15 protein-coding genes and 2 pseudogenes are annotated in these 14,472 nt (G+C 61.4%); 15 read left to right on the forward strand and 2 right to left on the reverse strand.

From position 1 onward, the window contains the following. Both I5W_RS09415 and I5W_RS09420 read left to right on the forward strand, forming a co-directional pair. On the forward strand, positions 1 to 734 hold a 734-nt coding region (locus tag I5W_RS09415), incomplete at its 5' end, for an MFS transporter (RefSeq protein WP_044529028.1). A 16-nt stretch (positions 735 to 750) separates the two neighbouring features. Further along, on the forward strand, positions 751 to 1,848 hold the full coding sequence (locus I5W_RS09420; RefSeq protein ID WP_044529029.1) for an SDR family oxidoreductase: 1,098 nt from the start codon (positions 751 to 753) through the stop codon (positions 1,846 to 1,848). An 87-nt stretch (positions 1,849 to 1,935) separates the two neighbouring features. Here I5W_RS09420 and I5W_RS09425 read toward each other — a convergent pair. Then, positions 1,936 to 2,154: pseudogene (locus I5W_RS09425) on the reverse strand (phosphoribosyltransferase family protein); the annotation flags it as partial. Positions 2,155 to 2,156: 2 nt separating this feature from the next. On the opposite strand from I5W_RS09425, the gene I5W_RS09430 reads away from it, so the two are divergent. From I5W_RS09430 to I5W_RS09440, 3 genes are all read left to right on the forward strand, one after another. Next, entirely contained in the window at positions 2,157 to 2,345 is a 189-nt protein-coding gene (locus tag I5W_RS09430; protein ID WP_044529030.1) for a hypothetical protein, read from the forward strand. A 47-nt stretch (positions 2,346 to 2,392) separates the two neighbouring features. Further along, positions 2,393 to 3,934: a class I SAM-dependent methyltransferase gene (locus tag I5W_RS09435; RefSeq protein ID WP_044529031.1), complete on the forward strand. Its 1,542-nt coding sequence runs from the start codon at positions 2,393 to 2,395 to the stop codon at positions 3,932 to 3,934. 190 nt (positions 3,935 to 4,124) lie between these two features. After that, complete coding sequence (locus tag I5W_RS09440; protein WP_252716965.1) at positions 4,125 to 4,568, forward strand: hypothetical protein; 444 nt, start codon at positions 4,125 to 4,127, stop codon at positions 4,566 to 4,568. 111 nt (positions 4,569 to 4,679) lie between these two features. Here the strand turns inward: I5W_RS09440 and I5W_RS09445 are convergent, their stop codons facing one another. After that, a complete protein-coding gene (locus I5W_RS09445) occupies positions 4,680 to 5,288 on the reverse strand; it encodes an RNA polymerase sigma factor (protein WP_017453220.1) in 609 nt (202 codons plus the stop codon). A gap of 287 nt (positions 5,289 to 5,575) precedes the next feature. Here I5W_RS09445 and I5W_RS09450 point away from each other — a divergent pair, with 287 nt between their 5' ends. From I5W_RS09450 to I5W_RS09500, 10 genes and pseudogenes are all read left to right on the forward strand, one after another. After that, the gene (locus tag I5W_RS09450; protein ID WP_252716966.1) at positions 5,576 to 6,379 is read left to right on the forward strand and encodes a hypothetical protein; all 804 of its coding nucleotides are present in this window, start codon (positions 5,576 to 5,578) and stop codon (positions 6,377 to 6,379) included. A gap of 335 nt (positions 6,380 to 6,714) precedes the next feature. Beyond that, positions 6,715 to 7,230, forward strand: coding sequence for a hypothetical protein (locus I5W_RS09455; RefSeq protein WP_237741920.1), 516 nt, complete (start codon positions 6,715 to 6,717; stop codon positions 7,228 to 7,230). A 1-nt stretch (position 7,231) separates the two neighbouring features. Then, complete coding sequence (locus I5W_RS09460) at positions 7,232 to 7,558, forward strand: hypothetical protein (RefSeq protein ID WP_017453224.1); 327 nt, start codon at positions 7,232 to 7,234, stop codon at positions 7,556 to 7,558. After that, positions 7,555 to 8,007 carry a hypothetical protein gene (locus I5W_RS09465; RefSeq protein ID WP_017453225.1) on the forward strand — a complete coding sequence of 151 codons (453 nt, stop codon included), beginning with the start codon at positions 7,555 to 7,557 and terminating at the stop codon, positions 8,005 to 8,007. The genes I5W_RS09460 and I5W_RS09465 overlap by 4 nt, the downstream gene beginning before the upstream one ends. Positions 8,008 to 8,011: 4 nt before the next feature. Continuing rightward, the gene (locus tag I5W_RS09470; protein ID WP_242405682.1) at positions 8,012 to 8,296 is read left to right on the forward strand and encodes a hypothetical protein; all 285 of its coding nucleotides are present in this window, start codon (positions 8,012 to 8,014) and stop codon (positions 8,294 to 8,296) included. Between the two features lie 8 nt (positions 8,297 to 8,304). Further along, positions 8,305 to 10,395, forward strand: coding sequence for a type III secretion system export apparatus subunit SctV (gene sctV, locus I5W_RS09475; protein WP_017453227.1), 2,091 nt, complete (start codon positions 8,305 to 8,307; stop codon positions 10,393 to 10,395). 371 nt (positions 10,396 to 10,766) lie between these two features. Continuing rightward, entirely contained in the window at positions 10,767 to 11,228 is a 462-nt protein-coding gene (locus I5W_RS09480) for a hypothetical protein (RefSeq protein WP_237741922.1), read from the forward strand. A 546-nt stretch (positions 11,229 to 11,774) separates the two neighbouring features. Further along, on the forward strand, positions 11,775 to 12,812 hold the full coding sequence (locus tag I5W_RS09490) for an FHA domain-containing protein (RefSeq protein WP_044529034.1): 1,038 nt from the start codon (positions 11,775 to 11,777) through the stop codon (positions 12,810 to 12,812). 14 nt (positions 12,813 to 12,826) lie between these two features. Beyond that, the gene (locus I5W_RS09495; protein ID WP_044529035.1) at positions 12,827 to 14,206 is read left to right on the forward strand and encodes a FliI/YscN family ATPase; all 1,380 of its coding nucleotides are present in this window, start codon (positions 12,827 to 12,829) and stop codon (positions 14,204 to 14,206) included. Next, positions 14,203 to 14,472, forward strand: a pseudogene (locus I5W_RS09500) (hypothetical protein); the annotation flags it as partial. The gene I5W_RS09495 and the pseudogene I5W_RS09500, both read left to right, overlap by 4 nt.

Here is a 14,472-nt window from a genome sequence, read left to right on the forward strand (position 1 = left end):
CTGGGCCGAGCTATGGCTGGCGCGCCACCTTCTGGGCCGTGACCATCATCGGCGTGATCGCGCTGGCCGCCACCGCAGTGCTGGTGCCGCGCTCGCAGGGTGGCCAGGAAGCCGACTTCGGCAAGGAAGTACGGGTACTGATGCGCCCGCAGGTGATGCTGGGCCTGTTGATGACGGTGCTGGGCTTTGGCGGCGTATTTGCGGCCTTCACCTATATCGCCCCGATCCTGACCGACATCAGCGGTTTCCCGGCCTCGGCGGTCTCGCCCATCCTGCTGCTGTTCGGGTTGGGACTGGTAATCGGCAACCTGGCCGGCGGCAAGCTGGCCGACAAGAAGTTGATGGCCACCCTGCTGGGCAGCCTGGTCTTGCTGGCCGTGGTGCTGGTGCTGTTCGGCCTGACCAATGGCCACCAGATCGCCGCCATCGTCGGCGTGGGCCTGATGGGTATGGCCGCCTTCGCCACCGTGCCGCCGCTGCAGATGCGCGTGCTGGAAAAGGCGACCGGTGCGCCCAACCTAGCCTCCTCGGCCAATATCGCCGCCTTCAATCTGGGCAATGCAGCCGGCGCCTGGCTGGGCGGCGTGACCATCGATCACGGTCCGGGCCTGCACGCGGTGCCCTACGTGGCCGCCCTGCTGCCGCTGGCCGGGATCGTGGTGGCCCTGGTGAGCTGGAAGATGGATGCCAGCCCGGCCGCACTGTCCCGCCCCGAACGCACCACGACCTGCTGATTTGCGAAAGAGCACCATGACTCATCCTGCAACTTCTCCCCAGCCGCAGCGCCACACTGCCCTGGTGGTGGGTGCTCACGGCGTGATCGGCAGTCAGTTGATCGCGTATCTGCAGTCCCTGCCGCAATGGGAGGTGATCGGCCTGTCGCGCCGCGGCGGCGAGCAAGGCAAGCAGGAGCGCCTGCGCCACGTCGCCGTAGACCTGCTCGATGCCGTCGATACCGAACGCCAGTTGGCGCGGCTGGAACAGGTCACGCACGTGTTCTACGCCGCCTACCAGCACCGCCCCAGCTGGAGCGAGCTGGTAGCGCCCAACCTGACCATGCTGCAACACACGGTGCAGGCAGTGCAAGCCCATGCACCGGGCTTGCGGCATATCAGCCTGATGCAGGGCTACAAGGTCTACGGCGGTCATCTCGGCCCCTTCAAGACACCGGCGCGCGAAAGCGATGCGCAGTTCATGCCGCCCGAATTCATGTTCGACCAGCAGCGCTGGCTGGAGCAGCGGCGCATCGATTCCGGCCGCTGCTGGAGCTGGTCGGCGCCGCGCCCGGCGGTGGTCGGCGGTGCCGCGCTGGGCAATCCCATGAACCTCGCGCTGGCCATTGCGCTGTATGCCTGCATGTCCAAGGCGCTGGGGCTGCCGCTGCGCTTTCCGGGCAAGCCGGGCGCCTATGACAAGTTGGTGGAGATGACCGATGCCGATCTGTTGGCCAAGGGCACGGTGTGGGCCGCCACCACCGAGGCGGCCGCCAACCAGGCCTTCAATGTCGGCAATGGCGACCTGTTCCGCTGGAGCGAGATGTGGCCCAAGATCGCCCGCTATTTCGGCATGGAAGTGGGCACGCCGCTGCCGCTGAAGCTGGCTGAGGTGATGGCCGACAAGGCAGCATTGTGGGAACGCATCGTCACAGCGCATGGCTTGAAGCAGCATCCTTATGCTTCATTGTCGGCGTGGGAATTTGCCGACTTCGTGTTCTCCTGGGACTACGACATGTTCGGCGATGGCAGCAAGGCGCGTCGGCTGGGATTTCATGAGTATGTGGAGACGGAGCAGATGTTTTATCGGCTCTTTGATACCTTCAAGGAACGCAAGATCATTCCTTGGTCCTGATGCCCTGCCCGGCCTCGACGGATGAAAAAAAGAGCTTGCCGCGGCAAGCTCTTTTCACATCTGCTTCCATGAAACTGAAGCAAAAGATCAGGCACCCTTCTTGATCCAGGCCGCCAGCTGGTGCGGGCCCAGGCCGTCATATTCTTCGAACGGCTGGTGGATCCAGGGATTGGTCGGCAGGTAGTCGATGTGGAAATCGGGTTCCACCACCGAACAGGCCTTCCACCACAACACGGCACTCTTGATCTCGGTGACGGACGGGTAATGTTCCTTCAGGTGGACCATGACCTTCTGCAGGGTGACGCCGGGTGCTGCGCCAGGTCGAGTCGCAGCATGTACCGATTCTGCTCAACGAGCGCGAACTGGTCAGCGAGCAGGAGAAATGGCAGGAGGTACAAGAGACCGTCAAGGCCATCCTCACGCGTCGGCGGCCATTCTGGAAACAGTTGTTGATGCTGCCTGAAGCGGCAGCGGCGCAAACCGGGAGCGATATCTGAAGCATCCCGAACCGGTTTTTTGGCTCACTTGTCGATAAAGAGGAAATATGGATTGGAATGAGGGTTATGTGGCGGGCATCGATTACCCGACCGGTTTCTTCCGGGAGCAAAGCCCGGTGCATCTGAGCTTCGCCTGCCTTACCCATGGTGTAGAACCTGTTGCGCTGGATCGTCCGTTCAACTACCTGGAACTCGGGGCCGGGCAAGGCCTGACCGCCAGCGTGCTGGCGGCGGCTAACCCGCAAGGGCGCTTCCACGCGATCGATTTCAGTCCCTCCCACGTACAGTCCGCCAGGGAACTGGCGCAGGCGGCCGAGCTGGACAATCTTTGCGTGCTGGAACACAGCTTTGCCGAACTGGCAGCCGGGTTGGTTGACTTGCCACCGATGGATTTCATCACCATGTACGGCGTCTACAGCTGGGTCGATGCCGGCAACCGTAAGCATATCGTTGATCTCATCGCTCGCTATCTCAAGCCAGGCGGTATCGTCTACCTGAACTACAACGCCATGCCGGGATGGAGCCCGTCCTTGCCGCTGCAGCGTCTGATCCTGGAGCGGACTCAGACCGATCGTCATGCCACCCACGAACAACTGGGTCAGGCCCGTGAGATGGTGCAGCAACTGCAGGCGCTGGGTGCAACCTTCTTCGACGGCAATCCCAATCTGCAGTACCGGCTCGATTCGCTGCGCAACGACAAGGGCGGCTATCTGGCCCACGAATACATGAGCGATGGCTGGATGCCGCTATACCATGCCGACGTTGCGCGTGCGATGGCCGGTGCCAAGATGGATTACATCGGCTCGGGGGAGCTAGCACAAGCCTTTCCCCGGCTCTACCTGACGCCACAGCAGCAAGCGTTGCTCGATACGGTGGACGATCCCATGCTGCGTGAAACAGTCAAGGACTACATGACCAACACCAGCTTCCGCGAGGACATCTACATACGGGGGGCTCGCCGCATGAGTACCACACGGCGTGAGCACTGGCTGCGCCAGATCGGTCTGGCACTGACCAGCCTGCCCGATATGCTCACCCTGGAGCTGGATCTATCCATCGGCAAGGTCAAGGCTGATCCGCGCTACTACCAGCCGGTGCTTGATGCACTGGTGCGCCGACCACACAGCCTGGTGGAATTGGCCGAGATTCCGGCCCTGTTCCCGCTCAGTCTGGAAGACATCGGCCAGATGGCCGCGCTGCTGACTGCCTCTGGTCAGGCCTGCGCGTATTTCCTCAGCGCCGCGGAGTTGCCGGTAGCGCCAGCACAGCGTCTGAACGCCGCCCTGGCCGAAGCCTCGCGCTTCAAGGATCATTACCAGGTGTTGGCCTCGCCGCTACTGGGCAATGGTCTTGCAGCAGGCTTGATCCAGCGCCTGTTATTCCGTCAGTTGCGCCGGCCAAGCGACAGACTGGACTTGCAGCAGTGCGTCCAGCAGATGCACGACGTCCTGCAGGCGCAGCAGCAGCCTCTTTTCCGAGAGGGCCGGGTGCTGCAAACGCAGGAGGAAGTTCTGGGCGAGTTGCACCACCTGACCGAGGCCATCGTGACGCGGCGCGTACCGATATGGCGCACCCTGAACATGCTCTGAGAAAGGGGGCCGCTGCCCGCCCGGACATTGCCTGGCGTCATCATGTCCGGTCGTTGTGGCGGCGTGCCGGCCAATGCGGTTTCGCGGGTAAAATAGAGGCTGCATTGGGCCGGTACTCTCCGCCCGGCCAGTCATGGCTTCGGGAGGGTAGCTGGTCTTTCCCGCCTGCAACGATAGTGAGACGCCACCATTGGATAGTGAAGAAGAAAAGTCTGGTCCTGCCCGCGAGACACCGACTGAACGGGTCAGTCGCTTGCTGCGTGAGCTCATCGGCCTGACGGGCCAACCCGATGCGACCGTAGCGACGCTTGAGTTGCAGCTCGGCGAGATTTTCACCCGTACCTTGATCGATCCCGAGACCCCGGATCGCCATCTTGCCATCACCGCGTTGCTGCCCCGTTGCGAACAGCCGCATTACCTGCCGCGGATGTTTTCCCCACCGGGCGCACCGCCCTTGCCGCCGCAGACCGATTTCCTCTGGCACGCCGACCAAGGTTGCTATATCGTCGTGCAACGCATTGCCGTGGCGGAACTGCCCGACGAGCGCAGCATCATGGATGCCATCCTGGTCACCGCCGACATTGCTCGCGACTATCACCTGGCCATCAATGCCAGTGCCGCTTCGGCGGGCTGATTTCCCCCTGTTTCCTTAGCGAGTTCGTGCTGCGCCAGTCCGATAAGGCGCGCCTGCCCATTTGTGGCCAGGCGCGCTGCCCTGGGCGAGCGCTGTCGCCCAGTAGCAGCATCAGGCGTACAGGCCCTGACTCAGCGGCGCGCTGCCATATTTGCTGCGCACGGTGGCGCGCACGCGCGAGACCCGCGAACGCACGGTACCAATAGGGATATGCAGGTGTTCGGCGGCTTGTTCGTAGGTGGCGTCACCATCAAGCACGGCCTCGAAGGTGGCGCGGATCTTGACGGGGAGTTCGTTGAGCAGGCCTTCAACCTTCTCCGCCATCTGGCGCATTTCATAGAGGACGGCCGGATCAGCGTGGGTGTCGACGATCTGTTCCATGAAATTCTCATCGACGGCGTCGCAGCGATCGGCGATGTTGCGGCGTACCTGATTGCGCGCCAGATTCAAGGCAATGCCGAACAGCCAGGTAGAGGGCTTGGAAAGCCCGGAAAAGCGATGCGCACATTTGCTGGCCTCGATGAAGGTGTTCTGTACTACATCTTCGGCGTCTTCATAGCTGCCGACATAGCGCTGGACAAAGCGCAACAGATGACTTCTGTGTTCGGTATACAGCTTGACCACATCGATGGTGACCACTTGGGTCGCCGGATGCTCCAGACCATCATCGCCATGCTGCTCGGCGCTGTCGTGCAGTTGTTCTTCCAATGCTTGATTCATTTTCTCCTCCTTGGAAAGTCGAGGGGTGGGTGGGGGCTCGGTTACGCCGCGTTCAATGGCAAACCTTGCGTGTTGGAGCGGAAGATAGCAGCGACAGATGAAGTTTCATCAAAACGATGAACATTCATGAGACTTTGAAAAATGTTGAGGAAGCTCTTCATCATTGATGAGAAATTCCCGGAACCGGAGATGTTACGGTAGCCACCGATAAAGATGTGCGCTCCGCCATGGGAGCTTGGGAGGCGAAGGAACCATGGATGCAGGCCGGACCACTCAAGGCCATGAACATGAAAATCACCACCTTCGACAGCCTCGACAGCCTGCTCCCGGATAACACGCTGCCCAGGTCGCACCTGCGTCACGGTCATCGCCTCGGCGTCGATCCCATGATCAATGCCAATGCGGCGGCTGAACTTAGTCCGCTGGATGCGCTGGAAGTCCTGGCCGGGGTCCAGGAAGGACTGACCTTCAGCCGCAAGAGTCTGCGGCAGCGCCTGCGCGCACCGGTGCGCGCACAGACCCAGCGAAAAACTCCGACACCGACACGCAAGGCCAAAGTTAAAGTGGGCGAGAAGGAAGGCCGTGATGACGACGAGCAGGAACTGTTCGCACCGGTCGAACAAACCCTTGATCTGCTGCGTAACGGCGCTGACCGGGAGCGCCAGGCCGAAGTGGAGGCCATGCTGGCTAAGTATTTCGATCCACTCCAGCGCTACCACGTTTTCTACGAGGCTTTGGACCAGATCGAAGAGACTCCACTGGGCGGCGGCAAGGATAGATCGGTCAAGAAAGCGCTCACGACGATGATGAACAATCTCATGGAGCGCCATCCGCATGAGCTAAGACGCGCCTTGCAGCAGAGCGATGAGATGGTCAATTCCCTGGAAGCGATGGCTGGCGAGGATGGCGTGAACACCAACGGTCCCAGCACGCGCGAGCTGCGCTTCCTGATAGGTGCCAAGTCCAAGGGCAATTTCGACGCGCCGCTGACCCCGCTGACCATGCTCAAGGCACTGATCAAGAATTTTGGTCCGATCAAGTGCGAGCAAGCCTTGAGCAGCTTGCGAGCACGCATGATGGCCGGCTTCTAGCCCTTCCTTTAAAAAGATGAAATGAAAGTGGAACACGATGCAACCAGTACTGAAATGGCCCGCGCTGCCGCAAGCGCGAGCGGGAGTCGCGGCATGACACCCCGATTCGATTTTGCGTGGCCNGAGCCCNTGCGACGCAGTCTTCTGGATGGCTGGCTGCTTANCAATCCGGCAGACCTGAGCTATCAACGTCGGCCGTCTGGCGCATTGCGCATCCCGGAATTCTGAAACGCCACCGGCGCGCGGCGTGCTGGCACCACCGGCATGGTCGGCGACTTTTTCATTCAATTCTTCCTCAGTGTCTTCATCCACTCACCGGAATAGAAAGAATCAAGATGAAATCGGATTTGCGCAAAAACCCGCATCGGAGCATGGGCCGCTACTGGCTCACGATGTCTGATGCCTCGGCCTTTACGCTGGTGCGATCATGCATTGCCATTGCTGATGCGTTGCGCGTGACGCTCTGCGAGCAAGAAAAGCTGCTGATCAGGCAAAGCAGCGCGGAGCTGGCGGTGCTGCTGCTGAGTGCGGCAGAAGCTGGTTGGGGCAAGGGCAAGGTGGCGCATCTGGTGTCACAGATGGTGGAAGTGCGCAACCTTGACAACCTTGCCAAGGGCAGGGTGTATCTGCTGATCCGGGATGCCATGGCACGCTTGCCGATGATTCTGTGGCCACCAGAGAAGATGCAGATGCGTCGCGAATTACTCGAGGAGCTGACACGCCAGATCAACCTCTACCAAGCCGATGTGCCGGCCGTCATGACCCGTGACGAGATTCGAGAACGCCAATGGCGCGAATCCTTGCTTGCCATGCGCAAGCAGGAAACCAGGATCAGGAGCTCAGAGCAGTGATATGAAAGAGACGCTCACTACCATGATTCATGACGCCAGCCTGCAGAAGGCAGTGGCGACCCTGCCTCTTGATGATGGCTTGGTGCTGTTCGTCTATCCCTTGGCCGACGGCGTCATTGTCGGACTGGGCGGCGCGCGGGAGAGGACCACATCTGCCAAGCAGATACTGAGCAGACGCTCGGAGGACCTGGAACGCTATGGCGCCTGGCTACCCGCCATGTTCAATGACGGCAGCCTTTACGTACTGCGACGCATGAGTAGCGTCGATGCGCAAGCCCTCCCCATGGACGAGACGGCGCTGGCTATTGCAGAGGAGTTGCTGAATTGATCAACCAAAAACTGAGCGGCAGTGATCTAAGTACCTTGCGGGGGCTCGACGATCTTGGTGAGATCCATAGCCTTCCTGAGCTGCCCGTCATCCGCAAAGCGTTGCCGGAGCTGCTGCCCGGCGAGCAGGAGAGTTCACTGCCGCCCCTGGATCTGCCGGTCGATCCGGGGATGGTGGTGCTCAACCGGTTGCTGGGCCCCGAATGCTCCTTCGATAGCCCGGCATGGAGCGCCAATCCGGTACCGCGAATGCGCGAGCTGCAAAAGACACTCATCGCGCACTCGCTGCAACTGCCCGAAGAATTGCGCGGTCCCTGCCTGGCCGCGGTTCGCAGGGTCAATGACAACATCGACTGGCGCTTGCGCCTGCAGCAGATGCGTCGCAGTCACGCCGAGGGTCCGTCCAATCAGCAAGACCAGGAAAATGATGAGAAGAAAGAGACCGCATGATGCCTTGTCCGATGAACTGCTCATGGCCATCGGTCTGGTATGGGGCTACTTCAGCGCCTACCAGTACGAAGGCGCCCATGAGCTGGCCCAAGGCTGCCTGCAAGTCTGGCCGGACGACCCGAAACTGTTCCTGATGGCCTCCTATGCCGCGGCCGAATTACTGGAGCCAGTAGACCGTCAGCGTCTGGAGGCTATGCGCAACAAGGAAAACGAAGCCTGGATCGACTTGATCGTCGCCAGGCTCGATGCTGGCGAGGCGTCTCAGGCGCTTTCCGCCACCACTCGCTAGGGGACGGCATGCAAGGAATCGGGATACTGATGGCGCTCAACAAGTTTGCTGCCAAACTTGCTCAGCGCGCTGAATTGATCGTCGCCGCCTTCGTCATCGGCATCGTGTTCATGCTGGTGCTGCCCATGCCGGTATGGCTGCTGGACATGCTCATCGCCTTGAGCCTGTGTATTTCCGGCCTGATTGTGATCGTGGCCATGTATATGCCCGGTCCGACGGCCTTTTCCACCTTCCCGGCGGTACTACTGCTGACCACCCTGTTCCGCCTGGCCATCTCGGTCTCGACCACCCGTCTGATCCTGCTGGAGGGCGATGCCGGCCATATCGTCGAAACCTTCGGCAACTTCGTCGTGGGAGGCAACCTGGTGGTGGGGCTGGTCATCTTCTTGATTCTGACGGTGGTGCAGTTCATCGTCATCACCAAGGGTTCGGAGCGGGTCTCGGAAGTGTCGGCACGCTTTTCCCTGGACGCCATGCCCGGCAAGCAGATGTCCATCGACAGCGATCTACGCGCCGGCATCCTGACGGCCGAAGAAGCCAAGGAAAAGCGCGCCAAGCTTGGTCAGGAAAGTCAGCTGCACGGTGCGATGGACGGTGCGATGAAGTTCGTCAAAGGGGACGCTATCGCCGGTATCTGTATCGTGGCCATCAACCTGATTGGCGGCATTTCGATCGGGATCATCCAGCGCAATCTGGATGCGGCCGAATCGATGCGGGTGTATTCCATCCTCTCCATCGGCGATGCCCTGATCGCGCAGATTCCAGCCCTGCTGATCTCCCTCGGGGCGGGCGTGATCACCACCCGGGTCAGCAAGGATGAGGAACCGGGGCACAGTACCAATATTGGCCGCGACCTGGTCGGTGAACTCTTTGCCGAGCCGCGGGCGCTGCTGACGGCAGCGGCTATCATGCTGCTGTTCGCGGCTATCCCGGGGATGCCCAGCATGGTGTTCATCATCTTGGCGCTGGGTCTGTTCGTGGCCGGCATGGTCGGCATTCTCAAGCCGCTGGTCGATGCCCAGAGCAAGCTGGAGGCCGAGGAGATCGAACGCGCCAACGCCGGCATCGTCGATCTGACCAACTTCTCGGCCACCACCCCCTTTACGCTGCGTATGCCAGAAGTCATGCGCAACACGCCCGAGGCCGAGATCATTCGTTCTGCGGTACGCATCATGCGCAACGGGCTATTGGAACGACGCGGCATTCCCGATCTCAAGCCCATCGAGTTCGAGTTCCATGGGGCGGTGCCGGAGGGGCGGGTACAGTTCCTGATGGCCGAGGTGCCCTTGATCGACGAGCCCATCATGCTGGGCTGGGGCGCCACGCGCGAGAATCTGGAGCGGGTGACCGAACTCGGCTTCGAGGCACACGAACGCAATATCGCCGGCTCACGGCGTCGGCGTGTCTGGCTGCGCCTGGAGGATGAAGAAAAGCTGGCCCAGACCGGTGTCCCCGTGCAGCGCTGGGAACACGTCTTCTCGGCCGATATCGAGGTGGAGATGTTGCGCAACTGCCAGATGTTCGTCGGCGTCAACGAAGTCATCCGTTTCACGCGCTGGGCCGAGCGGCGTTATCCAGAGCTGGGCAAGGAAGTCATCAAGTCGGTGACCCTACCCCGGCTCACTGAAGTCGTGCAGCGCCTCACCCGTGAGGGCGTCGCCCTGCGCAACGCCCGTCTGCTGCTGGAGACGACGCTGGACTGGGCGCCCAAGGAGCGTGACCCGGATGTGATCGCCGACTATGTACGGCTGGCATTCAAGCGTCAGCTCTGCTTCGAGGTCGCCAGGGAGGGACTCATCGAAGTCATCTTGCTGTCCCCTGAACTGGAAGACAAGCTGCGCAATGCCATGCGCCAGACTAGCCAGGGGAGCTACCTCGATATCGATTCGGAGCTGGAACAGATGTTTCTGGATCGTCTCAACGAATTGTCTTCCAACGTCAGTACGCCCATCACGCCACCAGTGCTGGTGACCGCCGCCGACATCCGGCGCTCGGTGCGCAAGCTCATTGAAGAAGAATTCTTTCCGGTCCCTGTCTTCGCATTTTCCGAGCTGACCCAGCACGCCAAGGTGAAACCGGTCGGCATGATCGAGATATGAACCGCGCACGGCGCAGCTGCACCATCATGGAACTTGTTGCCACAGGCCGACATAAAGAGAGGTAGGTCTTCTCCGTCTCACACCGGCTGCAAGCTTGCAGCCAGTCTGTCTGCCGACTGCTTCGATGCTGCTGCGGCGACGGTGAAGATGTCAGGAGCCGCCCTCATGGCGGCCGTCGCAATTCATCTGTTGGAGCAGCAATCATGGCTTTTCATGTCACATCTTCGACCCCGGCCGAGGTCCGTCACGATCGTCCCGTCGAAACTGGGTCCTCGTCCGTCCTGGCCAAGGCCTGCCGCCAGGCGGCGTTACTGTCGCGCCGGTTCATGGGCGCGTATGCAGGCTTCAGTCTGCAACACCTTGATCACACCATGCGCGTATTTTCCATGCGCAACGGCGAAGCGCTCGATATCGACGCCTTCTACTCGGGGATATTGGCGCACGCTCGGCATCGGCTGCAAGGCAGGCAGGCCGCCGTCGAGCAAGACCTGATTCGTCTCAAGGCGCTGCTGGAAGAAGGCGAGCAACGCGCGCACGCCAGCGCCGCTGAGGAGGGCGTTGGCGGTGGGATGCCGAGCGACGCGGCAGGACGGGCGCGGCGCGAGCAGGAGCAGCGTAATGCCCGCCATTATCAGCGCACTTATGCCCAGGCCGGCCGCACCAATGCACTGGCTCTGCTGGGCGGGGAGGGGGGGACGGCTGCACCGTATGTCGGGCATCCACCGACATCCCAACCCACGCTCACCGAGATCCTGGACGCCCTGGCACGCCAGCGTCAACGAGACGGCGACGGGGCAGCAGCAGATCCGCTGGATCGCAGCGAACAGAGCTGATCGAGCAAGCGTTCCAGCCTAACGTCCTTTCGCCTCCCATATCGCTTGACTCAACGGAGTGTAAGTCATGAGCCTTTCTGCAAAAGAAGTATCAGCGCAGCAGCACGCGTCACCGATGACTCGCGAACAAGCGCAGAACATCATCGAACGGGCGAGCAAAGACAGTTTTCTGGCGCGGGAGATCGAACAGCTCAGGAAGAAGTGCTGCCTGTTCATCGGGGAAGTCATGCAGGAGATCAACCAGTCGCTAGCCGAAAAGAAAAGCGCATTCGGCCCTGCTGCGCAGCAAGTCGACAGCACCAATTTCCTTGCAGCNNGNCCAGTCGGAAACGCGAGAAGCTTGCCAAGCAACGGCGCGAGCTGGCCGAAGCCATGGTCATTGGCGCCTTGCTCAACAGCGACAATCCCGGCTGAATCCACTCGATCCGTCGACCGGTAAGAGCAGCGGTGGCAGCCTCTTGCTGGCCTTGCTGAAAACCGCCGACTTCTGAGGCTGTACGCGGGATCCCAACACTGGTTCACTCTTGAATTTGATGGAGCATTGTCATGTATGAAATGCGGATTCTGAATGGTTACCTTCGCGGCGCAACCGTTCCGCTCAGTGACCAGGTCTGCATCATCGGCGCCAGCGACGCCGCCGATGTGGTCCTGGCCGACCCGGGCATCGCTGCACGCCACGCCAGTCTTTCGCTCGGTCCCCAAGGCTGGTCGCTGGAGGCGCTGGACGGCCTGCTGCTCAACGCTGATGACAACCACCAGCGTGATTTCCTCCAGCTGAAGATCGACGATTTCGCGCGCCTCGGTCCGATCTGGCTGACCGTCACCGAAGAAGGCAGTACTTGGCGCGACCCACCCCCGGAGCCAGCCGACAGCATGGCCGAGGCGCAAGATCTCGTGGTACCTGCCACGCCTGAAGGCAGCAGCGCCGACGGCGCGGTGCCGCACGATGCCGTGGTGACGTCCGATGCTGCCACGGCCACTTCGCCGGCTGGTATTTTGCAGCCCATGCCGGTCAGAGCCAGGCGCAATCGTCGCCTGCTCCTGCTGCCATTGTCACTGATAGCACTGCTTTCGGCCGCAGCAGCCTATGCCATCACGCGCCATTATCCGGCAGGCGGGGAGGAGAGCCTGCCCCCCAATGAGCGACTGCTGGCACCGCTCGGTGCCAAGGCATCCATCGAGCCGCCGGCCGCCAAGATGAGTGCCGAGCAGTTGCGTGCCGCGTTTCGCAAGCGGCTGGCGGAGGTGGATCTGCTCAAGCGTTTCAATCTACAACTGGAGGATCGGGAGTGGGTACTGCAAGCGGCCTTGGATGAGGAAGAGAGCGAACGTTTCCAGCGAATGCTTGGTAGCTTCGTGCGCACCCATGACATCGACTTTCCAGTCAAGGTCAAGATCGGCAGCGCTGAATCGATGTTGCCGTTCCGCATACAGCAGGTCATTTCCGGCAGCAATGCCAGCATCGTCACCGACGATGGCCGTCGCCTCTATATCGGAGACGAATATCGTGGCGTCGTGCTGGCCGGTATCGACGGCAACCAGGTCAGCTTCACCGGTCGCCACAACATCAACGTTCGGTGGTGAACGCGATGGCGACAATGACCGCAGCGATCGAGGGCAGCGATCCACTGGAGCTGAAACTGCAGTACATGCGTCGGCAGTTGGGCGCATGGCGCCAAAGCCTGGACCCGCGCCCAGGTTTCGTCAGTTTCGGCAAGGTATCTCAGGTATTGGGCACGCTGGTGGAAGCCCACATGCCGCCGGTGCAGATCGGTGAGCTCTGCCATCTGCGCGACCCGCACGTGGAGGGACCGCCCATCCTGGCCGAAGTGGTGGGCTTCACCGACAAGGCCGCGATCCTCTCGGCGCTCAGTCCGCTCGAGGGGGTCTCCAGCAGTACCATCATCGAACCCTTGCGGCGCGCCCACAGCATCGAGGTCGGCGACCACCTGTTCGGCTGCGTTCTGGATGGATTTGGCCGCTGGATGTTCCGTGCGCTGGCAGCGGCCGAGAACGTGGCGACATGGCGTGCCATGTCGCCGGTCATGCGCGACGCTCCCAAGGCCACTGACCGGCCGCGCATCTCAGTGCCGTTGGCTACGGGGGTGCGGGCCATTGATGGTCTGCTGACCATGGGTACCGGACAGCGCATCGGCGTATTTGCCGGCCCTGGATGTGGCAAGACCACGCTGATGGCAGCCATTGCACGTGGCTGTGAAGCGCAGGCCATCGTCTTTGGGCTGATCGGGGAACGTGGTCGTGAGCTCAATGAATTCCTGGAGCACGAACTGGATGCCGAATTGATCCGCAAGACCGTGGTGGTCTGTGCGACCTCTGACCGTACCTCGATGGAGCGGGCGCGCGCTGCCTTTACCGCGACGGCCATCGCCGAGGCTTTCCGCGATCGCGGCATGAAGGTATTGCTGCTGGTGGACTCACTGACCCGATTTGCCCGCGCACAGCGCGAAATCGGCCTGGCCGCCGGTGAGCCGCCTGCCCGAGGCGGCTTCACGCCCTCGGTATACACCATGCTGCCGCGCCTGATCGAGCGCGCAGGAGGCACACCTCAGGGTTCGATCACGGCGATGTATACGGTACTGGTTGACGGCGAATCAGTCTCGGATCCCATCGGTGACGAGGCCAAGTCCTTGCTCGACGGGCATATTTTACTGACCCGCAAGCTGGCTGAACAAGGGCATTACCCGGCCATTGATGTGCTGGCCAGCATCAGCCGGGTGATGAGTAATGTGACCACCCGCGAGCACCGTAAGGCCGCATCGCATTTCCGTGAACTGATGGCGCGCTATCAGGAGATGGAGTTGCTCATCCGCCTGGGTGAGTACAAGAGCGGAACCGATCCGGTGGCCGATCGTGCCGTCAAGCTGCGCGCTGAACAACTCGCTTTCCTGCGCCAGGACACTAGCACCAGTGCCCCCTTCCAGCCCACTTTGGACAAGCTCATGGAACTGCAGGCATGACGATCGGACAGCAGTCGGCGGGTGGGATGGGGCGCCGCCCCCGCCGCGAGGTCATTGATGTCCCCGAACGCAAGCGCGAGGACCGTCGGCTCGATCAGTTGCTCCATGTGCGCAAGCAACGCCTGGGGCGTCTGGAGCGCGAACGCAACGAAGCCCGCCAAGCCTGGCGCGCGTCACGCAACCAATTGCAGCAGGCCCGGCAACTCTGGCGCGACATGCTTGCCCGCACGCAGGAGCAATGGCTGCATCACGCCGAGAGTCAGCAG

This window comes from Herbaspirillum sp. B65, from assembly GCF_000333555.1.
Classification (GTDB): domain Bacteria; phylum Pseudomonadota; class Gammaproteobacteria; order Burkholderiales; family Burkholderiaceae_D; genus Herbaspirillum; species Herbaspirillum rubrisubalbicans.

Bases quoted from the DNA above. Each gene is read 5' to 3' on its own strand.
- I5W_RS09495 (WP_044529035.1), top strand. From the start codon at position 12,827: ATGACCGCAGCGATCGAGGGCAGCGATCCACTGGAGCTGAAACTGCAG.
- I5W_RS09455 (WP_237741920.1), top strand. From the start codon at position 6,715: ATGAAATCGGATTTGCGCAAAAACCCGCATCGGAGCATGGGCCGCTAC.
- I5W_RS09490 (WP_044529034.1), top strand. From the start codon at position 11,775: ATGTATGAAATGCGGATTCTGAATGGTTACCTTCGCGGCGCAACCGTT.
- I5W_RS09480 (WP_237741922.1), top strand. From the start codon at position 10,767: ATGCGCGTATTTTCCATGCGCAACGGCGAAGCGCTCGATATCGACGCC.
- I5W_RS09460 (WP_017453224.1), top strand. From the start codon at position 7,232: ATGAAAGAGACGCTCACTACCATGATTCATGACGCCAGCCTGCAGAAG.
- I5W_RS09445 (WP_017453220.1), bottom strand. From the start codon at position 5,288: ATGAATCAAGCATTGGAAGAACAACTGCACGACAGCGCCGAGCAGCAT.
- I5W_RS09420 (WP_044529029.1), top strand. From the start codon at position 751: ATGACTCATCCTGCAACTTCTCCCCAGCCGCAGCGCCACACTGCCCTG.
- sctV (WP_017453227.1), top strand. From the start codon at position 8,305: ATGCAAGGAATCGGGATACTGATGGCGCTCAACAAGTTTGCTGCCAAA.
- I5W_RS09450 (WP_252716966.1), top strand. From the start codon at position 5,576: ATGAAAATCACCACCTTCGACAGCCTCGACAGCCTGCTCCCGGATAAC.
- I5W_RS09435 (WP_044529031.1), top strand. From the start codon at position 2,393: ATGGATTGGAATGAGGGTTATGTGGCGGGCATCGATTACCCGACCGGT.